Source organism: Hymenobacter chitinivorans DSM 11115 (assembly GCF_002797555.1).
In the GTDB taxonomy this organism is placed as follows: domain Bacteria; phylum Bacteroidota; class Bacteroidia; order Cytophagales; family Hymenobacteraceae; genus Hymenobacter; species Hymenobacter chitinivorans.
Genome location: NZ_PGFA01000001.1, coordinates 292,918 through 314,714 on the forward strand (window position 1 = coordinate 292,918; position 21,797 = coordinate 314,714).

Sequence of the window (21,797 nt, forward strand, 5' to 3'; positions counted from 1 at the left end):
CTGCAAGAGCTGGGCCGGATAAGACGAAAAAGTCGGTGGCCCGGGTACGGCGCTCCGAACTTAGCGTGGTGCGCCGCCAGGGCCGAATTGGCAAAGAAGCGGCGGGGAGCGGAACCATTTCCTAAAAAAATTAGCTTGGTATAGTATTGCGCAGAAAAGATCAATCTGCTATTTTTAAGCCTCCAAACAGCCCCAAATGAACGAGCGGATTCAGGAAAAGCTAAGTATTTTGGCAGATGCCGCGAAGTACGACGTGTCGTGCTCCAGCAGCGGCGGCAAGCGCAAAAACGAGAACAAAGGCCTGGGCAACGCCGAGGGCATGGGCATCTGCCACTCGTTTACCGAAGACGGCCGCTGCGTGTCTTTGCTCAAGATTCTGCTGACCAACTACTGCATCTTCGACTGCGCCTACTGCGTTTCGCGCCGCTCCAACGACGTGAAGCGCGCCGCCTTCACCGTGGATGAAGTCGTGGATCTGACCATGAACTTCTACCGCCGCAACTACATCGAAGGCCTGTTCCTGAGTTCCGGCATCTTCAAGGATTCGGACTACACGATGGAGCGGCTGGTGCGCATTATCAAAAAGCTGCGCACCGAGCACAAGTTCAACGGCTACATCCACGTCAAGACCATTCCCGGCGCCTCGCCCGAGCTCATTGCCGAAGCCGGCCTCTACGCCGACCGCCTGAGCGTGAACATCGAGTTGCCCTCGGAGCTGAGTTTGACCACCCTGGCCCCGGAGAAAAATTACCAGGAAATCCTGACCCCCATGGGCCAGATCCGGGACGGGATTACCCAGAACAAGGAGGAAAAGGCCCTCTTCAAGAAGGTGCCCAATTTCGCCGCGGCCGGCCAGAGCACCCAGCTCATCGTGGGGGCCTCGGCCGAAAACGACCACCAGATCATCAAGCTCACCGACTCGCTCTACAAAGGCTACGGCCTGAAGCGGGTGTACTACTCGGGCTACATCCCGGTAAGCGGCGACGCCCGCCTGCCCCAAGTCACCCAGCCGCCCGTGATTCGGGAGCACCGCCTCTACCAGACCGACTGGCTCATGCGGTTCTACGGCTTCGAGGCCGACGAAATCCTGGACCCCGAGCACCCGTTTCTGGACCTCGAAATTGACCCCAAACTGGCCTGGGCCCTGCGCAACCGCCACGTGTTTCCGGTCGACATCAACTCGGCCGACTACGAGATGATTCTGCGCATTCCCGGGGTAGGAGCCCGTTCGGCCAAGCGCATCGTGGCCGCCCGCCGCTTCTCGCCACTCAGCCTCGACCACCTGCACAAGTTCGGAGTGGTGCTCAAGCGGGCCAAATACTTTATTACCTGCAAGGGCCAGGCCCTCGAAACCCGCGACTACGACGAGCAAAGCATCCGCCGCCAGATCTTATTCGGCGCGGGTTCGGTCCGCTCGGCGCTGGTCACCCAGCAGCTCGATTTGTTTGCCCAGGCCAGTTAAGGCGCCTGGGGCCGGTGTCGGAAGAAAGAAATTGTGAACAGGCTACACCAACCGCTACTACGCATTAAACCACTCTTTTTCTTCTGCCTCCACGCTTCCCTGATTAACAACCACGATGATGACTATCACCCATCGCGCCGCCGACGCGTCGGCCGCCATCCCGGAGCCTAAACCCGAAAAAGTAGCCCGTCTGGCTTGCTGCTGCAAGCTCAGCGACCTGCTACCCATTGTGCGCCAGCTGCACGAGAAAACCCGCGCCCAGCACGCCCAAACGGCCACCCGGCCCGAGGCCGCCTGAGCCCAACCGCAACCCCGGCGCTATGCTAGCGGTAAAGCGTAGGGTGCACTACGAGCTCGAACACCACTACGTCGACACGAACGGAATCCGCCTGCACGTGGTGCAGTGCGGCCCCGTGCACGGACCGCTCGTGGTGCTGCTGCACGGCTTTCCCGAGTTCTGGTACGCCTGGCACCGGCAGCTGCACGCGCTGGCCGCGGCCGGCTACCGGGTGTGGGCCCCCGACCAGCGCGGTTACAACCTGAGCGAAAAGCCCCGCCGGGTGGCCGACTACCGCGTCGACGCCCTGGCCCAAGACGTGCTGGGCTTGCTCGACGCGGCCGGCGAGCAGCAGGCCTTTATTGTGGGGCACGACTGGGGCGCGGCCGTAACCTGGCATCTGGCGGCGCACTACCCGACCCGGGTGCGCAAGGCGGCGGTGCTGAACGTGCCGCACCCGAGCGTGATGGTTCGCACGTTGCGGCGCAGCGTGGAGCAGTTGCGCAAAAGCTGGTACATCTTCTTTTTTCAGCTGCCCGTGTTGCCCGAGTGGCTGGTGCGCCGCCGCAACTGGGCCTTTGGGCGGCAGGCGCTGGTGGGCAGCAGCCGGCGGGGCACGTTCAGCACCGCCGACCTGGCCGAGTACGTGGCCGCCTGGCAGCAGCCCCGGGCTATGCGCAGCATGATCAACTGGTACCGGGCCGCCGTGCGGGCTCCGCGCCAAACTAAGTCGGCGGGGCGGGTGACGGTGCCCGTGCACATCATTTGGGGGGTGAAAGATGCTTTTTTAAAGCGGGAAATGGCCGAAAAAAGCCTGTTGCTCTGCGACCAGGCCCAACTGACCTACCTGCCGGCCAGCCATTGGGTACAGCACGAGGAGGCCGAGGCCGTAAACGCGTTGCTGCTGCGCTTTTTCGACGCCTGAAGCCGGCTGGTATCACCAATTCGCTACTATGAGCCGCTCCCTGACTCCTCTCAACCACGCTAACCAGGCCGGCAAGCCCCGCGCTGCCGTCCGCCCCACGGCTCCGCTGCTGACGGCCCCGGCGCTGGACTACGCCTACGACGGCTCCTTCGAGGGGCTGCTGACGGTGCTCTTCAGCATTTATGACCGTAAGGCCGCGCCCAACAGCATCCAGCCCGAAGGGGCGGTGCAGGGCGGACTGTTTACCCAGCCGCTGCTGGTCGAAACCCACGAGGCTTCGGCGGCGCGGGTCTGGGAGGGGCTGTTGCACCACATGCAGGAGGAGGCCCGGACGCGGCTGTTTCACGCTTTTCTGAGCGAGCAGGCCGACCGGGAGTTGCTCATTTTCCGGTACGTAGACCTGGCCATGCGCTCCAGCCAGGACATTGCCGAAAACTACACCAACGACAACGTGCGGCGCGTGGCCCACCTCTCGCAGCAGATGGGGCGCGAAAAGCACCGCATGGAGGCTTTCGTGCGTTTCGAAAAAACGTCCGATGAGCTGTTTCACGCCACCATCGAGCCCGATTTTGACGTGCTGCCCCTCATTGCGCCCCACTTTACCAAGCGCTACGCCGACCAGCGCTGGCTGATTTACGACCAGCGCCGGCACTACGGCCTCTACTACGATTTGCACCGCACCGACATCGTGCAGTTTGAGCCCGACACGGCCGCACCGCGCCGCTCGGGGGGGGTGTCGGCCACGGTGCTTGATGAGCGGGAACCCCTGTTTAAAGTGTTGTGGCAGACGTATTTCGACCACGTCAATATTCCGGAGCGCAAGAATATCAAGCTGCACCGGCGGCACATTCCGCTGCGCTACTGGAAGTACCTGAGCGAAAAGCAGCCCCGGGAAACCCGCTTCGAGCCCATCCGCAATAAGCGGCCCCAGCCCTAGCGCGCCTTGCGGCTCGGATAAAACCATTTTACTTTGTCCCGGCTCCGCTGCTCCACACCGGGCAGCCGAGCCGGGACAAAGTATTTTAATCCTCCTTAGCGGCGTAGTTCATGGGTAGTGTATTGGTTTTTGGGGCTTCCGGGCAATTGGGGCAGTGTCTGGCGCACGTAGCGCGGGAAAGAAGCATGACCGACCTGGTTTTTCTGCCCGAGGCGCAGGCCAATATTCTCGACCCAGCCGGGCTACAGGGCCTTTTTGCGCAGTATCAGCCCTCGTACGTCATCAACTGCGCCGCCTACACGGCCGTGGATAAAGCCGAGGACGAGGTGGACCTGGCCCGCAACGTCAACCGGGATGGGGCGGGCAACTTGAGCCGGCTCTGTGCCCAGCACAACTCGATTCTGATTCACATTTCCACCGACTTCGTGTTTGCCGGCACCGGCAACCAGCCGCTGGTGGAAACCGACGAAACGGCCCCCATCAGCGTGTATGGGCTTACCAAGCTGGAAGGCGAGCAGGCGGTAGCGGAGTTTACCAGCCGGTATTTCGTGCTGCGTACCAGCTGGCTGTATTCCGAGTACGCCGGCAACTTCGTGAAAACCATGCTCAAGCTGGGCCGGGAGCGGGACGAGCTGCGCGTCATCTGGGACCAGCTGGGCACGCCCACCTACGCCATTGACTTGGCCGGCTGCATTCTGAGCATCATTGCCAGCGGCAACCAGCAGTTTGGGACTTACCACTACAGCAACGAGGGCGTTACCTCGTGGTACGACTTTGCAACGGCCATCTTCGAGCTGAGCCGGACGACGGTAAAAACCATTCCCATTCGCACGGCAGAGTATCCCACCAAGGCTACGCGCCCGGCCTACTCGGTAATGGACAAGACCAAAGCCAAAACTCAGCTGGGAGTGGCCATTCCGCACTGGCAGGAAAGTTTGCGTGTGTGCATCAGCCGCCTAATGGCCACCGAAGCGTAGTTATCCACAGAAATAGGTGCATAAAAGAGCCGCGCCGGGTAATCGGGAGCGGCTCTTTTGCTTTTACCTGCTTGCTGCCTAAAGAGTGGTTGAGTTTAGGTAGGGCGGACGTTGCCGTAAAACCGGTTGACCAGCCAGGCTGCTGCCACGAAGCCCAAACCCACGCCGCACACGCCCGGCCACTGGTAGTGGTGCCAGGCTGTGCCGCCCACCAACGAGCCCACCGAGCCCCCAATGAAATACAGGGTCATGTAGATGGTGTTGAGGCGGCTGCGGGCTTCGGGAACCAGGGAAAAAATGCGCGACTGGTTGGAAATATGAGTCGCCTGCACACCAATATCGAGCACGATAACGCCCAAAATCAGGCCCGCCAAGTGGTAGCCGCCAAAGGCCAGGACCAGGTAAGCTACCAGGGCCATCAGAATACCGATGTTGATGGCGTAGGCCGGTCCGCGCGTATCGGCCGATTTGCCCGCCAACGGGGCCGCGAGGGCGCCCAGGGCCCCAATCAGCCCGAAAAAGCCGGCCACGTCGCTCTTGTAGAAGTAGGGGCTGCCTTCCAGGAAGAACACCAGCGTGGTCCAGAACACGCTGAACGAGGCAAACAGGAAAGCCCCAGTCAGGGCCGACTTGCGCAGCACCGGCAGCGTGCGGGTGAGCGTGGCCAAGGACTTCATCAGGCTGCCGTAAGTGCCCCCAAACTCGGGCTGGTCCTTGGGTAATTTCACAGCCAGCACCAGGGCCAGGGCCAGCATGACGCCGCTGCCGATGCCGAACACCAGCCGCCAGCCGCCGTGGGCCCCGATGTAGCCGCTCAGCGTGCGGGAGGCCAGAATACCAATCAGCAACCCGCTCATGATTTTGCCCACGACCCGGCCCCGCTCGGCGTCGGAGGCCAGGTGGGCAGCCATGGGTACCAGCAGCTGGGGCACGGCCGAAAAGATGCCAATGAGCAGGCTGGCCCCAATCAGCAGCAGAAAGGACGGGGCCAGGGCCGCGGCGGCCATGGCGCCGGCCGAAAACAGCAGTAACACCAGAATCAGGCGTTTGCGCTCCAGCTTGTCGCCCAGCGGCACCACGAAAAACAGGCCCAGCGTGTAGCCCACCTGCGTGAGCGTGGCCACCAGGCTGGCCTGGCTGTCGGTGAGCCGGAACGTGCGGCCAATATCGGCCAGCAGGGGCTGGTTGTAGTAAATATTGGCCACTACCAGGCCGCAGGCTATGGCCATGAGCCACACCAGGCCGGGCGTGAGGGCGGGAGCAGCGTGGGCCTTGGGGGCGGTAGTGGCTTGGGAAGCAGAAGAAATCATGGTCGGAAAACAGCCGGCCGCCACAAGAGCGCCGGCCGGTAGGCAGTTAAAATAATGGCGCCGGGCAACGCTTGCCCGCGGCGCGGTATCTGTCGGGGCAGGATCCGGCGCCAACTGGCCCGGACGAAACCGCGTTGTGCTAAACCCTCAGCCATGTTGAAGAGTTACAAAAAGGCCAATAATCTAGCCGGGGCGCTGGTTTTCGGCCTGGCCCTGACGACGTACCTGCTCACGCTGGAGCCCACCGTAAGCTTCTGGGACTGCGGCGAATTCATTGCCAGTGCCAACAAGCTGCTGGTGCCGCACCCGCCCGGCGCGCCCACGTTTTTGCTGCTGGGCCGGCTGGTGTCGTTGCTGGCCGGCAGCCCGGCTCAGGTGGCGGCCTGGGTCAACGGCCTCTCGGCCCTGAGCAGCTCGTTTACCGTGCTGTTTCTGTTCTGGACCATCACCATGCTGGCCCACAAGCTGGTGCTGCGCGGTGCCGATTATACCCAGCAGCCTACCGCCAGTCAGACCCTGCAAATTCTGGGTGCGGGCCTGGTGGGGGCCCTGGCCTTCACCTTCTCCGATTCGTTTTGGTTTAACGCCGTGGAAGCCGAAGTGTACGCCATGTCCTCGCTGTGCACAGCCGTGGTGGTGTGGCTGATGCTGAAGTGGGAAAGTCGCGCCACCGAACCCGATTCCGACAAGTGGCTGATTTTGATTGCCTACGTCATTGGCCTGAGCATCGGGGTGCATTTGCTCAACCTGCTGGCCTTGCCGGCCCTGGGCCTGCTGTATTACTTCCGCAAAACGGCCCGGCCCACCACCCGCGGCAGTTTGCTGGCGCTGGGTTTGAGCGGAGCCCTGGTGCTGGCTATTCTGCTGGGTATTATTCCGGGGTTGCCGTCGGTGGCAGGAGATTTTGAAGTGTTTTTCGTCAATTCCGTGGGGCTGCCCTTCAACAGCGGCGTGGTTTTGTTTCTACTGCTGCTAGTGGGTTCTATCGGGGCGGGCTTCTGGCTGGCCCGGCGCACCGGCCGGGTGCGCCTGCACACGGCCCTGCTGAGCCTTGTGTTCATCCTGATTGGCTACTCGACCTACCTCATTGTGCCGATTCGCTCCGGCTTCAACCCCGCCCTCGACGAGAATAACCCTGAGGATGTACTCTCCTTTGTGAGCTACCTCAAGCGGGAGCAGTACGGCTCCCGGCCCTTGCTCTACGGCCCGCAGTTCAATGCCCAGCCCGTGGACCAGCAGCAGGGCGCCCCGCGCTATGAGCGCAGCCACGACGCCCAGGGCCACGACACGTACGTGGTGGCCGAGCGGCGCCTCGAAACCACGTATAGCGACCAGGACAAGATGCTGCTGCCCCGGCTCTACAGCAACCAGCCGGGCCACGTGCGGGCCTACCAAAACTGGGTAAACGTGCAGCCTGACCAGAAGCCGACTATGGCCCAAAACCTGGCGTTTCTGGTCAACTACCAGCTGGGGCACATGTACTGGCGCTACTTCCTGTGGAATTTTGTGGGCCGGGAAAGTGACGTGCAGCAGGCCGGCGTACTGTGGCCGGGGAGTTCCAAAAACGGCCTACCGGCTGAGTTAGCCAACAATCCGGCCCGCAACAATTTCTACGCTTTGCCGCTGGTTTTGGGGCTGTTGGGGTTGTTTTTCCAGGTGAAGCGCGACGGACGCAACGCCTTGGTGGTGGGTCTGCTGTTTGTGCTGACCGGCCTGGCCATCGTGCTGTATCTGAACCAGCCGCCCACCGAACCCCGGGAGCGGGACTACACCTTCGCCGGCTCGTTCTACGCCTTTGCCATCTGGATTGGGCTGGGCGTGCTGGCTTTGCACGAGTTGCTGCGCTACGCGCTGCGCCCCGAGCGGCTGCGACTGGTCGTGGCCCCGCTGCTGGCGCTGGCGGTACCGGCCATCATGGCCACCCAGGGCTGGGACGACCACAACCGCTCAAACCGCTACGCCGCCCTGGATTGGGCCAAGAACATGCTCCGCAGCGTAGCCCCCAACGCCATTCTGATTACCTACGCCGATAATGACACGTTTCCGCTGTGGTACGCTCAAAACGTGGAAAACTTCCGCCCCGACGTGCGCGTGGCCGTGCTCAGCTACCTCAACACCGACTGGTACGTGGACCAGATGAAGCAGCCGGCCAACCAGTCGAAGCCCTGGCCGTTGTCGTTGGCGCATAAGGACTACTCGCAGGGCACCAACGACTACTTGCCCTACGTGGAGAATCCGGCCGTCTCGGCCCTCAACGTGAAGGAATTCCTGCAGCTGGTCAAGCAGAACAGTCCCTTGCTGCAGGTTCAGACTCAGAGTGGCAAAAGCCTGCTTTCCTACCCGACTACCAACTTTTACCTCGACGTGGACACGGCCGCGGTACGGCGGCTGGGCATTATTCCCAAGGCCAGAAAACAGCAGGTAGTGGCCCGCATGAGCTGGCAGGCCAGTAAGGAGGCCCTGGAGAAAAATACGCTGGTCATCCTCGATTTGCTGGCCACCAACGACTGGCAGCGCCCGGTATACCTGTCTACCAGCATTCCGGAGCAGGACTACGCCGGCCTCGACCAGTATTTGCAGCTCGAAGGCCTGGCTTACCGGGTGCTGCCCGCTCAGAATCCGCAGGTGCAGCCCCGGGAAGTGGGCACGGTATCCACGGAGCTGCTGTTCGACTCGCTGATGCGCAAGTTTTCCTACCGCAACCTCAACCGGCCCGGCGTGTACTACGACGAAACCATCCGGCGCACGACGGGCCAGTACCGGGAGCAGTTTGCGCGGTTGTCGCAGGCCTACCTGCGGGCCGGGGAAACTGCCAAGGCCCGGCAAGTGGTGGAGCACTGCCTGCGCGTGATGCCCGACGACACGATTCCCTTCGACTACAACAATGCCGATTTGATTGCGCCCCTGGTGAAGCTCGGGCAGCAAAAGCGCGCCCACGCCCTGTTCGACTTGCTCACCGACCGGACCCAGCAGTCGTTGGCCTACTACAGCCAACACGAGCCGGGCGTGTTTGAGCGCGAAATTGGGGTGAACCTGCTCACGCTCCAGCACCTCTACCAGGCCGCCGCCGATACCAACGACCGGGCCCGGGCCGCCCGGGTAGCCGCTCTGGCCGAGCAGTATTATCCGAGGTCCTAAGCTCCCTGCAAGAAAATGGGCCGGTAAAAAGGTCGAAAACAACCGGGTTTTCGGCCCTTGCGTTTAGCCTTGGTATGAGCCGTGCATTTACCAAAGAGGACGACGTTCAGGCGCCGACCATCATTCCGCCCCGGGCCGCTTTGCCGCCCAATACGCCCAACTACGTCACGCCCCAGGGCCTGGAGTTGTTGCGCCAGGAACTAGTCACACTGGAAGCCGAGCGGGCCCAGGCCGAAGCCAACCGCGACAACGACGCCGACCGGACCCGCCTGCTGTCGGTCTACAACGGCCGCATCAGTGACCTGACCAGCCGGATTGCCAGCGCCAAAGTAGTCGACCCCAAAGCCCAGCCGCCCAAAGAAGTGCGCTTCGGGGCCACCGTCACGCTGCGCACTCAGAGCGGCGGCAAAGTTGGTTTTGAGCGTAAATTCACCATCGTGGGCGTGGATGAAGCTTCCGTAGCCGCCGGTAAAGTAGCCTTCGTCGCGCCTATTGCCCGTGCTGTGGTGGGGGCCAAGCTGGGCAAAACGGTCACGCTGAAACTGGGTCCGAAAGAGGAAGTGGTGGAAGTAGCCGCTATTTCCTACGAGGGGTAAATAACGGCATGAATCAACATCAGAACGTCATGTCGAGCCCAACGAGACATCTTGCGGGCAGCCGTTATCTATTCTGTCATCCTGCACTTTGCGAAGAACCGGCTCTAGTAGACAAGCCTGGTAAAAATGCCGAGTCTGTCTACTGGCTGTAGTAGACAGACTTGATAATTAGTACAGTTTGTATACATGTCGTAGTAGGCAAGCTCCACATTTCGAGCAGGTTTGTATACAAGTGGTAGTAGCCAGACTTGGTCTGTGGTCAATGGCTTCGCACCTGGCTTCCTCCCGTCGTGGGGTAAAGGAGGAAGGTCCTTCGCTCTGCTCAGGGTGATAGGTGGGAAAATACAAAAAGGCCCTTCACTGCGCAGTGAAGGGCCTTTTGCGAATCAGGGAAAGACGGGCAGCCTACTTGGCCTGCTGAATTTCTTCCACGGCTTTGTCGATGGCCTGCTGGGCTTGCGGTACGTTGGGGCCGGTAGTTTTGCGCTGCTTCACGCTTTGCAGCAGGCCAATGAGGGGCTCGGCAGCGCCCTGGGGCTTAAACTGGATGGCCAAATCCCGCACCCGCTCCACGCCCTGGCTGAAGTTGGCCGGGTCGTCGAGGCGCACGAGCATATTCGACAGACCTTCGAGCAGGCCGAAGCGAGCCTGCAGCGGGGCCGCGTCGAACTTGTCGCGCACGAAATTCCACTGCGCGTCGCCGCCCTGGGCCGCGTACACGCCGATGACGGCGGCCAGGATGTTCTGATTTTCCGTCGTTTCCAGCGACTTGGCCTGGGTCAGGGCCTTGGCCGGAGCCACGGCGGCCAGGCCACTCAGCGCCGCCCCACTCACCTGGTACGACTCATTCTTGAGCTGCTGGGTGAAGAGCTTTTCGTCCTTCTTGTCCTTGAGCTTGGCCAGCGCTTCCAGGGCGTTGGCCCGCACCGAGTTCTGCGGATCGGCGGCGGCCAGCTTGCGTAGCACCGGGGCCGCCGCTTTGGCCGTGGCCTTGTTCTCCAGGTTCAGGGCCTCAATGGCCACGGAGCGCAGGTTGTAGAACTTGTCGGACAGCGCTTTTACCAGCAAGGTCCGGGCCGCGGCATCGTCCTGCTTGTCCTTGGCGGCCATAATGGCCTCGCGCCGGTCCAGAAACAGCGGGGCGTGGCTGTACTGGTACACGTAGTCGGCCAGGGGCTTGTTGTCCTTTTTCAGCCACACCATGAGCTTGGTGGCGTCCACGTTGACGAGCTCGGGCTTGGCGCTGGCCGCAAACTGAAAGGTTTCGGTGGCCTGGCGCATCATCACCATGTGGCGCTCGGGCTTGCCGTTCACGTACACATCCACGGCCAGGGGCAGCTGAAATACGGGGCCTTCCTGGGTTTGCTTCAGCGTCACGCTCTGCACCTTTTTGGCCGCGTCCCAGCTGTAGTCAATCGTGACTTCGGGGTGGCCGGCGCCGTAGTACCACTGGTTGAAAAACCAGTTCAGGTCGCGGCCCGAGGCGGCTTCCATGGCCAGGCGCAACTGGTGGGCTTCGCCGTTGCCCAGCGCGTTTTGCTTCAGATACTGATTCAGGCCGGTGAAGTAGACCTCGTCGCCGAGGTAGGTGCGCAGCATGTCCTGAATGGCGCCGCCTTTCTGGTAGGTTACCCCGTCGAACATTTCCTCCTTGTCGCCATAGTGGAAGCGCACGAGGTTTTTCGAGTAGTTGTTGGGGTTGTTGAGGTAGTTGCGGATGTACTGCGCCCGGTGCGCGTCGGCGGCTTCCTTGCCGTACTTGTGCTCGGCCCACAAGGCCTCGCTCATGTCGGCCATCGACTCATTCACCGTCAGATTGCTCCAGCTTTCGGCCGTCACGTAGTCGCCAAACCACTGGTGAAACAGCTCGTGGGCAATGACGGACTGGTTGTTGGCGTACTCCCGGTCGAGCAGTTCGCGGGCATTCATCTGCAGAAACTCGCCGTGCAGCGTAGCCGTGGTGTTTTCCATGGCCCCGCTCACGTAGTCCCGGGCCACAATCTGGGCGTACTTATTCCAGGGAAAATCCACGCCGAGGCGCTTGGAAAAGAACTCCATCATTTCGGGCGTGTCACCGAAAATCTGCTTGGCGAAGGGCGCGTACTTGGGCTCCAGATAGTAGGTCACCGGCTTGTCGCGCCACTTGTCCTCGTACACCTTAAAGTCGCCCACGGCCATCATGAACAGGTAGGGCGCGTGGGGCAATTCCATCTTCCAGGTGTCGGTGCGCAAGCCGGCCCCGGCGGGAGTGGAGCCCGTCATGCGCCCATTGCTGAGCGTGACGTACTTGGCGGGCACGGTCATGCTGATTTCGGAAGTCGTCTTCTGGTTGGGCCGGTCGATGGTCGGAAACCAGCAGGAGGAGCCCTCCGTCTCGCCCTGGGTCCAGATCTGCACGGGCTTGCCTTTCACGGCGCTGTCGGGGTTGATGAAATACAGGCCCTTGGCGTCGGTAATGGCCGCGCTGCCTTTCACCTTGAGCTCGTCGGGCTTGGCCGTGTACTCGATGTAGACCGTGTAGGGCGTGCCCACCGGCATCGTCCGGCCCAGGTTGATGCGTAGGTTGTTTTGGTCGGCGTAGTCGTACTTGAGCGGGGTCTGGGTCGTGCCTTCCACCAAAGCCACAGTCTTGATGTCGAAGCCCTTGGCGTCGAGGCGCAGGGAATCGGTGGCGTAGGCATAAGGCTTGAGCGTCAGCCAGGCTTTGCCGTTGAGGTGGCGCTTGGCGTAGTCGAAGCCGACATCCAGCTTGGTGTGCACCAGCGCGTTGATTTTGGTGTCGGTGGCGCGGTAGGGGAGTTCGGGCTCGGCGGCCGTCAGGCGGGGCGCTTGTTGGGCCCAGCTGGCCGTAGCGGCCAATAAGCTGACGCTCAGGATCAGGGTTTTCTTCACGGGAGGCAGGGAAAGGGGAGAGTGTGGTTCCAGCGTGAAAGTAACCGTTCCGTCTGCATAGGCTGCAAGCCGCTTAAGTTTTTACCCCGCTTTTACTTTCCGATCCTGCGCAAAATGTAACGGGTACCTGTGCTGTTCGTCAATACCAATTCGGGCAAGCCAGAATTCTTGCCCACCCTGGTTGCAGCGGTATACTGCCCTGCCGATAAATAAGGCGACCGGCCAGTTGCTTGGGGAAAGGGACGAATACTGAGTGTGTTGCCCCGGACGTTCCAGAGGCAATCAACCTGCGGCATTTCGTTGGTGCCCGAGCCTTTTATGGTAATCGTTGAATCTGTATGAAAGTCCAACTCCGGGCAGACATTACATAGCACGCCGGTCTGACTTTCAGAAACAGTATTCTTAGAAACGCGCTTCTTTTCTATGTATTCCGTGGACCCGGCAAACCATTTGCCGACCAAGCTATCCAACGGAAAATAGGCCGGAGGTGTATCCTGGCTGGTAGCATTTTGAGCCGAGCTAGTATGCGCTGCTAGTAAGACCGCGACCAGAGTAATTTGCAGCTGGAGTTTCATAGCGCAACGCTATAGATAAAAAGCCGGAATCCGAGCAACGAAACACGCGAGATGTCTCGCTTTGCTCGACATGACCTTATTTGGATGTAAGGTCGTTACCCCAATCCGCACTGCTTTTTATACAGGCCCGGCGTGATACCCTCGTACTTTTTAAAGATAGTCTGGAAGTAGGCCGTGTTGTTAAAGCCAGCCCGGAAGCACACATCGGCCACCGTCGTCACCGGGTTGCGCAAGAGGCGCTTGGCTTCCGCAATTCGCTCCTGGATGATGTACTCGACTGGCGTAAGGCCGAATTCGCGCTTGAAGAGGCGGAAAAACGTGGCCTTGCTCATGCAGGCCAGTTCGCTGAGCTTGTCTACGGTAATCTGCTCCGTAAAATGGCGCTTGATGTACTGCACCACCTGGGCAAAGCGGTGGGAGGTCAGATGCTGGGCGTAGTTCTGGAAAATCAGCTGGCGGGCATTGGTTTGCATCAGCCGGATCAGCAGCTCCTGCAGCGTGAAGCCGGCCAGCACGTCCTTGGCCGCGTGGGTTTCCTGCGACAAATGCACGAGCCGTTCCAGGGTGCCAGTCAGCTCGGGCGTGTTGGTCAGGTGGGCGTTGTTATGGGCGTCGAGGTGCCAGGGCGCGTGGTCTTCGGCCAGCGGGAACCGCTCGTTGAGCAAATCTACGGTGTTGCGAATCGTGTCGGCGGGAATGGCCACGGCCAGGCACTGGGTGGGGTTGTCGAGGGTGGCTTCGGGAAAGTCGATTTCCATGATTTGCTGCTCGCCCACAATTACCGACTCGCCCGGCAGGTAGTCAAAGGCGGCCTGCCCGCTCAGGTGCATCACTTTTTTGCCCCGCAGCATCGTCGTCAGCACCAGGCTGCCCATGCTCAGCGGCACGCGCCGGGCCTTCTGGTGGGTTTCGAAGATGTTGAGCTCAAAGGCGTCGAGCGAGTATACCGTGCGGTTTTCGACCAGCGTGGTCAGGTCGTCCTGGGCATGTAAAGCGGGCAGCAGGTGTGGATTCATGGCAACAGGCGGGAAGTGGCAGAAAGGGCATAAGGCAACTTGCGATTATCCCCGAGCTAGTTGAGAGAATACTACATATTTTCTGGCAATTTCAGAAGCTACCTTGTGAGTAAGTCATCACTCATAAACACCCACCGCATGGAAACGTTAGAAAAACCCATCACCCTCGTCGACCGTCCCCAGTTCAAATCGCACTACGACAATTTTATCGGTGGCAAATGGGTGGCGCCGGTGAAGGGGCAGTACTTCGAAAATCCGTCGCCCATTGATGGCAAAGCCTTCTGTAAAGTGGCCCGCTCCTCGAAGGAAGATATTGAACTGGCCCTGGATGCGGCCCACGAGGCGTTCAAAACCTGGGGTAAAACCTCGGCCACCGAGCGCAGCAACATTCTGAACAAGATTGCCAACCGCATCGAGGAAAACCTGCCTTTCCTGGCTGCCGTCGAGACGGTGGAAAACGGCAAGGCCATCCGCGAAACCACCTACGCCGACCTGCCCCTGGTTATCGACCATTTCCGCTACTTCGCCAGCGTTATCCGGGCCGAGGAAGGCAACGTGACCGAGCTCAACAGCACCACCGTGTCGATGAATATTCAGGAGCCCCTGGGCGTGGTCGGGCAGATTATCCCCTGGAACTTCCCGCTGCTGATGGCCACTTGGAAGCTGGCCCCGGCTTTGGCCGCCGGCTGCACCGTGGTAATGAAGCCCGCCGAGCAGACGCCCGCCTCGATTATGGTGCTCATGGAGCTGCTCCAGGATTTGCTACCCGCCGGCGTGGTCAACGTGGTGAATGGCTTCGGGCTGGAAGCCGGCAAGCCCCTGGCCTCGTCGCCCCGCATTCAGAAGGCCTCCTTCACCGGCGAAACCACTACTGGCCGCCTGATTATGCAGTACGCGGCCGAAAACCTGATTCCGGTGACCATGGAGCTGGGCGGCAAGTCGCCGAACGTATTCTTCAAATCGGTGCTGGATGCCGATGACGACTTCCTGGACAAGGCCATTGAAGGCGCCGTCATGTTTGCCCTGAACCAGGGCGAAATCTGCACCTGCCCCTCCCGCATGCTGGTGCACGAAGACATCTACGATGAGTTTATGGAGCGCGTCCTGGCCCGGGTGAAGGCCATTAAACTGGGCAACCCGCTGGATATGGAAACCATGATGGGCGCCCAGGCCAGCAACGACCAGTTCGAGAAAATCCTGAGCTACCTCGAAATCGGGAAGGCCGAAGGGGCCGAGGTGCTCTGCGGCGGCGACGCCTACCACCAGGAAGACGGGGCCCTGGCTGAGGGCTACTACATTCAGCCCACCGTGTTCCGGGGCCACAACAAGATGCGCATCTTCCAGGAGGAAATCTTCGGCCCGGTGGTGTCCGTGACGACCTTCAAGACGGTGGAAGAGGCCATTGAAATTTCCAACGACACGCTCTACGGCCTCGGCGCCGGCGTCTGGACCCGCGACGCGCACGAGCTCTACACCGTGCCCCGCGCCATTCAGGCCGGCCGCGTGTGGGTCAACTGCTACCACGACTACCCCGCCGGCGCGCCTTTCGGCGGCTATAAGGCCTCGGGTTTCGGCCGCGAAAACCACAAGATGATGCTGGCCCACTACCGGCAGAACAAGAACATGCTCATCAGCTACAGCCAGAAGCCGCTGGGTTTCTTTTAGGCTGCTGAGTGTAAGTAAGGCGTAACAAACTGAACGTCATGCTGAGCTGGTCGAAGCATCTCTGCCGCCAAAGTAATTTGATTACTACTGCGGTAGAGATGCTTCGACCAGCTCAGCATGACGTTCTAATGTTTCAAAAACCAATTTCCATGGCAAACTCCCCAACCGCCCGCGTCCTGGTAACACCCGCCGCCGAAGCCACCATCGACCTGCTGCGCGACGAGCACGGTCCACTGATGTTTCACCAGAGTGGGGGCTGCTGCGACGGTTCCTCGCCGATGTGCTTTGCTAAGGGCGAGTTTCGGGTGGGAACCAACGACGTGTGGCTGGGCCAGATTCACGGCTGCGACTTTTTCATGAGTGCCGCCCAGTTTGAGTACTGGAAACACACCCAGCTCACGGTGGACGTGGTAAAGGGCCGCGGCGCCAGCTTCTCGCTGGAAATTCCGCTCGGCGTCCGGTTCCTGATTCGCTCCCGGCTGTTTACCCAGGACGAAGAGCAAAACATGGCCCCGGTCTACGACGGCGAGGAGTACCTGACCCGGCCCGCGGCGGCTTAGAAGTAGATTTAGCACAACCAAAAAAGCCCCGGCAGCTGCTGCCGGGGCTTTTTTGGTTGTGCTAGGACCGTCAGGTCGAATAGAGCGAGACATCTGGCCCGCAGTGGTAATCCAGTTTGCCTGCAGGGTTCCTCGCCGGGCTCGGAACGACAGTCCAACCGATTTTTCTACTTCACCCGCACGGGCAGGCCTTCCAGTTGGGCGTAGCTGAGTTTCCAGGCGCCTTTGGGGTTCTTTTTCCAGAGCAGCACGAAGTTGCCTTCGCCCACGCCCATGGGAGTGCCCGGCGTGGTCGGAATGACGTCGACCTGGTAGGTGCCGCCTTCGTAGGCCGTTTGAGCGTCGGTGCCGGAGGAGGCTACGTTGAGGCGCAGGTTGGAAATAGTGCCCATCGTTTCGCGCACCCAGCGGTTCGACACTTCCGACTTACCCTGGAAGTGGGATTCGCCCTGCAGAAAGTGCACGTCGTCGGCAAACAGGGTGTCGAGCTGGATGGCGTTTTTGCTGTTCCAGGCGCTGATAAACTGTTGGTCGAGCGTTTGGGCCGTCACGGCAGTGGCCGGCGTTTCGGCCGTTTTGGTGCAGGAGGAAGCCAGAACTACCGTCAAGGGCATCATCCAAAGAAGGGACTTCATACAGTCTAGGGGTTTGATGGGGGATGGAAACAATTTCGCCGACTCCGGCACGGGGCTGGAGTCGGCGAAACTAAGCAAAGTCCGGACTTACCAGCTCTTGCGACGAACTTCCGAGGTCGAGTAGGGCGTGTTACGGTCGCCGTACGACTCGTTCGGCAGGTAACCAGCGGCTACCGGGCCGTTAGCAGCAGTCAGCATCATGGGCGTGTTGGCGGCGAAGCCATTGGCCATTACGGGATACTGTTGCTGTTGTTTCTGAGTCTGGGCGGCCAGATCGGCTTTACGTTCGGCGGCGGCTACGCGGCGGGCCAGCGCGGCGCGCTCGGCACGGGCTTCGGCGGCGCGGTTGGCTGCTACCTGACGGGCGGCAGCTTCCGCGGCGGCCTTCTTACGCTTGTTGTCGGTGTGCTTGCCGATGGCATAACCTACGCCAGCCCCGGCTACCCCGCCTACTACGCCACCCACGGCGCGGTTGCGCTTGTTGATGATAGCACCGGCAGCGGCCCCGCCGATACCACCAATGACGGCACCTTTAGCCTGGGGGCTCCACTTACCATTTTGGGCCTGGGCCATGTTGCTATACACAGCGGTAAAGAACATTACCAGGGCGAGAATCAAACTGACCTTTTTCATGACTTAAGTTCTTTAAGATTTCAGAACACTTCTTCAGTTGTGAGAAGGTGTTTTGCAAGCACCGTGCCAGTACGGAAGCCGCCCCGGCCCAGTGCCAAAACCTATACGACGGAAAAGCTCGCCAGGATTTGCTGCCTCGGCCCAGCCGAAAAGCCCCATTTAGGGCTATTTTACCAGCCAGCCGTTGGCATCGAGCCAGTTTTGGAGCCGGTCGGTCCAGTTGTCTTTGGTGGTCTTATTGTTCATGCCAAAGCCGTGGCCGCCCTTGGGATACAGGTGCATTTCCACGGGTACCCCAGCCCGCAAACAGGCCTCGTAGAAGCGCAGGCTGTTCTGCACTTTCACCGTTTTATCGTCGGCGGCATGCACCAGAAAGGTCGGGGGCGTTTGGCTGGTGACCTGCTGCTCGTTAGAATACAGCCGGATCTGGTCGGCCGTGGGCGCGTCGCCGAGCAAGCTCTTGCGGGAGCCGGCGTGGGCCAGACTATCCGTGAAGCTGATGACCGGGTAGAGCAGGATCTGAAAGTCGGGGCGGGCTGAGGTGGCGCTAACGGTACCTGCTATGTTACCCGGGACAACCCGGCGTGCTGCATTACCGGCCGTAGCCGCCAGGTGGCCCCCCGCCGAAAAGCCCATAATGCCCACCCGGTTGGGGTTGATGCCGTACTCAGCGGCCCGCTGCCGCACCAGGCGCAGGGCCTGCTGGGCGTCCAGGAGCGGGGCCGTGGTTTTGTCGACCTGGCTCTGGTCGTTGGGCAGGCGGTACTTGAGCACGAAGGCCGTAACGCCCATGTCGTTGAGGCGCTTGGCTACGTCGGTACCCTCGTGGTCCATTGAGAGGCGCACGTAGCCGCCGCCGGGGCAGATAATGACGGCCGTACCGTTGGCTTTTTCCTTCGGGGCCCGGAACACCTGCAGCGTGGGCTGCACCACGTTGGACACCCGCACTCCGCCGTTGGCCAGCGTGATGGTGCTTTCCTGCAGGTTGGTGGCAATGGAGTTGGGAATGGTGCCCGAATAGAGCGAGACAATGCTTTGGGCAGACATAGCGTGGGCGAAAAAACCGAGCAGGGCGGTCAAAACAAACGCTTTCATAGGCAGAGCGAGAGGTGAAAGCCGAAAGTACAAGATGCAACGGGTATTGCTAGGCGGTAACGAGGCCAGTAGCGGCCTTTTTCAGGGTGGCCGAGCTGCTCCACTCGCGCAGGCGGCTTTGTACAGCCGGCGGCACCGGCTGGCGGGTGCGGCCCTGCAGGTCGGCGTAGGCTTCGATGAGCTTGCGGGTGTTGCGCAGGGGCGCGGCGGGCAGGAGCGGCAGCAGCGCGTTCAGCAGCTGGCGCAGGGCATCGTCGGTGAGCGGGTCGATGGCGCGGGCCTGGGCCAGCCCGTCGGTGAGGCGCTGCAGGGGAGCAAACTCCGTAGCCAGGATTTTGCCCAGGGCCGCACCCAGGTCGGTGGGCTGCAGGCGGCCCGTGGCAATGGCCGAGAGCAGCACTTCCAAAGCCAGGGCGCGGCATACCGGTGCATAATGCACCAGGCCCATAGCCAGCAGGACGGAGGTACTCTCATCGAAGGCCGGGCCGGGCACCAGCAGGGAGGTAAGAAACTGCTGCACCGCGTCGCGGCCTTCCGAGCCCTGGCTGTCGGTACGGCAGGCTATGCGTAGCAAGTGCCAGTGCAGCGGGGCGGGGTTGTTGGGCAGCAAGCTGAGCAGAAAGCCCAGGTCGGCGTTTACCGACCATAGATAGTACTGATTAGTGTACGGCAGACCGGCGTGCAAAGCATACAGCAGCAGCGGCGAAGCGGCTCGTTTGCCGGGCGGCTGGGTAATGACGCTCAACTCTTGCCACACGGTGGTGACTTCCGGCTTTTCCTTGTTCCAGCTTTGCTTGTAGGTATTGGATTTTCGCTCAAACTGCCACGTCGGGTGCCAAGGCTCCGCCACGCCGGGGCCGGCGGCGAGCGGCTCCAGCTCCGGGAAAACCGCCGTGGGGCGGCGGGTGCGGGCTGCCACGGCCCATAGCCAGGGCAGGGCTTCAGCCAGGGGCAGCACACTGGCCTCGGGCTGAGCCTGCCGGAACGGGTTGAGCTGCCCGAACTTTTTGGCGACGGTTTGCACTACCGAGGCCAGCTCCCGGGCCGCGGGCGTCAGCAGAGGCAGGGCTTGCTCCACGTCGGCGGGGGCCAGCAGCCAGCCCAGCAGGGCCCGCAGCTCGGCGTGCTGAAGCTGGGGCAGCTGCTGCCGGGCCTCGGCCGCGTCGGCATCGGCCCGGAAGGCCGTCCGGGCCAGGGCCAGGGCTAGGTCGGCGGCCTGGGGCAAGTGGCCGGCGGCCTGGTAGGCCAGCAGCTTCTGCACCAAGACGGAGGGCGCCACCCAGTAGGGGGCGTGGCTGGGCGTGCTCAGCAGGGGCAGCGTTTCGGCGCCGGCCTGCAGCTGCTGCTCGACGGCCGCCAGCCGCTGCTGCTCCACCCGCAGCAGCGGGTCGGGGTTGCTGTACTTCTGGTCGTGGACGCCCACCTGCCGCACTTTAAGCTCGGGAAAGCCCTGAAACCAGCTGATGAGCAAGGCCGCCAGCAGCTCCCGCCGCCCGTTGCGGCCCTCGGCAAACCGGGTTTCGCGCAGAATGATGGCAGCTTCAGCCTCGGTTTTGCCTTTCAGCTCCCAGGGCAACACCTGCAGCAGGTAGGGCCGCAGCTGCTGGGCGTAGCCCTCCGGGTACTGCCCCCGCAGGCGCAGCAGGCCGTCGAGCCACCGCTCCACGGCTGCCGGCTCGTTTTGCTGGACCACCTGCCCGGTCAGAAACAGCAGCTCGTGCCAGTCGGCCACTGGGGCCAGGGCCGTGGCCGGGGAAATATCCGGCCCAAAGTCCGTTACTGGGGCATAAACCGCCGCTTCCGCCGAGGCCGGGTCGGTGGAGGGAGTGGCCCCCAGCCAGCTGCCCAGCGTGGTGCGGGCGGCGGCCGTGAGCAGGTCGGTGTAGAGACTGATGGTAGCCGTTAGCTCGGCGGCTTCGTCGGCCCTGAGCACGGGCTTTTTAGCGCCCAGCAGGCCGGCCAGCAGCTTGGCGGCCCGTTCCTGCACGCCGGCATCGGCATTGGTCAGGGCCGAGACGGTAAGGCGGGCCACGGTGGGCGCCAGGTTGGGCTGCCGCTTCACGAGCTTTTCGAAAGCGCCCAGCAGGCTGCGCAAGGCCGTTTTCAGATCCTGCCGGGTGAGCAGGCCCTCGGCGTAGAGCAGCAGCGGGGCCGGCTCGAAGCCCGGTTCGGTCCACAGATCCTTGAGCTGGTCGAGGGCGAAGTTGACGACCAGAGGCAGGGGGTGGGAAAGCAGCTCTACTAACTCGTTTTGCCGCTCCAGCCGTTCGGCCGTCGTGGGCTGCAGGGCCAGAAACAGGTTTTTAAACCACGTCAGCAAGGGCCGGCGGAAGTCGCGGCGCAAGGCCAGCAGGCAGCGGCCCAGCAGGTCGGCCCGGTCCAGGTGGCCCGACTTGACCAACTGCTCCAGCAAGGTCAGCCAGTTTACTTCCCGCCGGTCCTTGTCGGTAAAGGTGCTGGCCGAATCTACCATCGTGTCGAAGTCGAAGAGCAGGGGCAGGTCCCGGCTCAGCAGCACCGGGTCGGCCTGCAAAAAGGCCAGGATCTGCTGGTCGTAGCCGTGAATGTTGCCGCTCTTGACGGCGTTGCGCTGCCAGTTGTAGCGCACCAGCAGGTGGGCCAGCGACTGGGCAAACAGCCACGGGTCGTAGTCCACCAGGCCCTCGTCGGCCAGGCTGCGCAGTTGGTCGTAGCTCAGCACCTGCCAGGGGTTGCTGCGGGTAATGCGCTGCAGCCACTCGGTCAGCCAGGCGGGGCGGGCGTGGCGCAGCACGGTCAGAAACAGGTCCTGGTGCCCTTCGCTGTGCTTGGGGTGCTGATTGTGCAGGAAGTTCCAGGGAATATCGAAGCTGCGGCCCAGGGCCTCTTTGCGCGAGTAGGTGGCCAGGCCGGCCAGAAACAGCTGGGCACCCCGGTCGTGGGGAAACCGGTCCTGCCGGCGCCAGTCGTTCATTTCGCGCTGCAGCTCCTTGGTTTTCTGGCGCACGACCAGCACGTCCTTCTTATCGAGCTGCACCAGAAAATCGACCAGCTCGCGCAGGCTGCGGTGACGGGCCAGGTGCTCAAAGGCTTCGACCGGGGCAAAGTGGGACATATTCATACAC

The 21,797-nt window shown here is 61.7% G+C and carries 17 protein-coding genes; 9 read left to right on the top strand and 8 right to left on the bottom strand.

The window, feature by feature from the left end:
- The first annotated feature begins 196 nt into the window (after positions 1 to 196).
- From CLV45_RS01125 to rfbD, 5 genes are all read left to right on the top strand, one after another.
- Positions 197 to 1,462: a putative DNA modification/repair radical SAM protein gene (locus CLV45_RS01125; protein WP_100334560.1), complete on the top strand. Its 1,266-nt coding sequence runs from the start codon at positions 197 to 199 to the stop codon at positions 1,460 to 1,462.
- A 118-nt stretch (positions 1,463 to 1,580) separates the two neighbouring features.
- Positions 1,581 to 1,760: a hypothetical protein gene (locus tag CLV45_RS01130; protein ID WP_157807215.1), complete on the top strand. Its 180-nt coding sequence runs from the start codon at positions 1,581 to 1,583 to the stop codon at positions 1,758 to 1,760.
- A gap of 22 nt (positions 1,761 to 1,782) precedes the next feature.
- Positions 1,783 to 2,664, top strand: a complete 882-nt coding sequence (locus tag CLV45_RS01135) for an alpha/beta fold hydrolase (RefSeq protein WP_100334562.1) — start codon at positions 1,783 to 1,785, stop codon at positions 2,662 to 2,664.
- Between the two features lie 28 nt (positions 2,665 to 2,692).
- Complete coding sequence (locus CLV45_RS01140) at positions 2,693 to 3,601, top strand: TIGR03915 family putative DNA repair protein (RefSeq protein ID WP_100334563.1); 909 nt, start codon at positions 2,693 to 2,695, stop codon at positions 3,599 to 3,601.
- A 110-nt stretch (positions 3,602 to 3,711) separates the two neighbouring features.
- Complete coding sequence (rfbD, locus tag CLV45_RS01145) at positions 3,712 to 4,578, top strand: dTDP-4-dehydrorhamnose reductase (RefSeq protein ID WP_100334564.1); 867 nt, start codon at positions 3,712 to 3,714, stop codon at positions 4,576 to 4,578.
- A gap of 95 nt (positions 4,579 to 4,673) precedes the next feature.
- On the opposite strand, the gene CLV45_RS01150 is transcribed toward rfbD, so the two are convergent.
- Positions 4,674 to 5,888, bottom strand: a complete 1,215-nt coding sequence (locus CLV45_RS01150) for an MFS transporter (RefSeq protein WP_100334565.1) — start codon at positions 5,886 to 5,888, stop codon at positions 4,674 to 4,676.
- A 153-nt stretch (positions 5,889 to 6,041) separates the two neighbouring features.
- On the opposite strand from CLV45_RS01150, the gene CLV45_RS01155 reads away from it, so the two are divergent.
- Complete coding sequence (locus CLV45_RS01155; RefSeq protein ID WP_245882516.1) at positions 6,042 to 9,026, top strand: glycosyltransferase family 117 protein; 2,985 nt, start codon at positions 6,042 to 6,044, stop codon at positions 9,024 to 9,026.
- 74 nt (positions 9,027 to 9,100) lie between these two features.
- Complete coding sequence (locus CLV45_RS01160) at positions 9,101 to 9,622, top strand: GreA/GreB family elongation factor (RefSeq protein WP_100334566.1); 522 nt, start codon at positions 9,101 to 9,103, stop codon at positions 9,620 to 9,622.
- Between the two features lie 405 nt (positions 9,623 to 10,027).
- Here CLV45_RS01160 and CLV45_RS01165 read toward each other — a convergent pair whose 3' ends face one another.
- The 3 genes from CLV45_RS01165 to CLV45_RS01175 form a co-directional block, all read right to left on the bottom strand.
- A complete protein-coding gene (locus CLV45_RS01165; RefSeq protein WP_100334567.1) occupies positions 10,028 to 12,514 on the bottom strand; it encodes a M1 family metallopeptidase in 2,487 nt (828 codons plus the stop codon).
- Positions 12,515 to 12,606: 92 nt separating this feature from the next.
- Positions 12,607 to 13,089, bottom strand: coding sequence for a hypothetical protein (locus CLV45_RS01170; RefSeq protein WP_100334568.1), 483 nt, complete (start codon positions 13,087 to 13,089; stop codon positions 12,607 to 12,609).
- 95 nt (positions 13,090 to 13,184) lie between these two features.
- On the bottom strand, positions 13,185 to 14,105 hold the full coding sequence (locus CLV45_RS01175) for an AraC family transcriptional regulator (protein WP_100334569.1): 921 nt from the start codon (positions 14,103 to 14,105) through the stop codon (positions 13,185 to 13,187).
- Positions 14,106 to 14,243: 138 nt separating this feature from the next.
- Between CLV45_RS01175 and CLV45_RS01180 the strand changes: the two genes are divergently transcribed.
- On the top strand, positions 14,244 to 15,770 hold the full coding sequence (locus tag CLV45_RS01180) for an aldehyde dehydrogenase family protein (protein WP_100334570.1): 1,527 nt from the start codon (positions 14,244 to 14,246) through the stop codon (positions 15,768 to 15,770).
- A 149-nt stretch (positions 15,771 to 15,919) separates the two neighbouring features.
- Positions 15,920 to 16,330 (top strand): DUF779 domain-containing protein, encoded by a 411-nt coding sequence (locus CLV45_RS01185; RefSeq protein WP_100334571.1) that lies wholly within the window; start codon positions 15,920 to 15,922, stop codon positions 16,328 to 16,330.
- Between the two features lie 167 nt (positions 16,331 to 16,497).
- On the opposite strand, the gene CLV45_RS01190 is transcribed toward CLV45_RS01185, so the two are convergent.
- The 4 genes from CLV45_RS01190 to CLV45_RS01205 all read right to left on the bottom strand — a co-directional run bounded on the left by CLV45_RS01190 (position 16,498) and on the right by CLV45_RS01205 (position 21,787).
- Positions 16,498 to 16,965: a YybH family protein gene (locus tag CLV45_RS01190; RefSeq protein WP_100334572.1), complete on the bottom strand. Its 468-nt coding sequence runs from the start codon at positions 16,963 to 16,965 to the stop codon at positions 16,498 to 16,500.
- A gap of 87 nt (positions 16,966 to 17,052) precedes the next feature.
- A complete protein-coding gene (locus CLV45_RS01195) occupies positions 17,053 to 17,598 on the bottom strand; it encodes a glycine zipper domain-containing protein (protein ID WP_100334573.1) in 546 nt (181 codons plus the stop codon).
- Positions 17,599 to 17,763: 165 nt separating this feature from the next.
- Positions 17,764 to 18,645: an alpha/beta hydrolase gene (locus CLV45_RS01200; RefSeq protein ID WP_245882518.1), complete on the bottom strand. Its 882-nt coding sequence runs from the start codon at positions 18,643 to 18,645 to the stop codon at positions 17,764 to 17,766.
- Between the two features lie 97 nt (positions 18,646 to 18,742).
- Positions 18,743 to 21,787 (bottom strand): DUF6493 family protein, encoded by a 3,045-nt coding sequence (locus tag CLV45_RS01205; RefSeq protein WP_211289885.1) that lies wholly within the window; start codon positions 21,785 to 21,787, stop codon positions 18,743 to 18,745.
- Positions 21,788 to 21,797 lie beyond the last annotated feature (10 nt).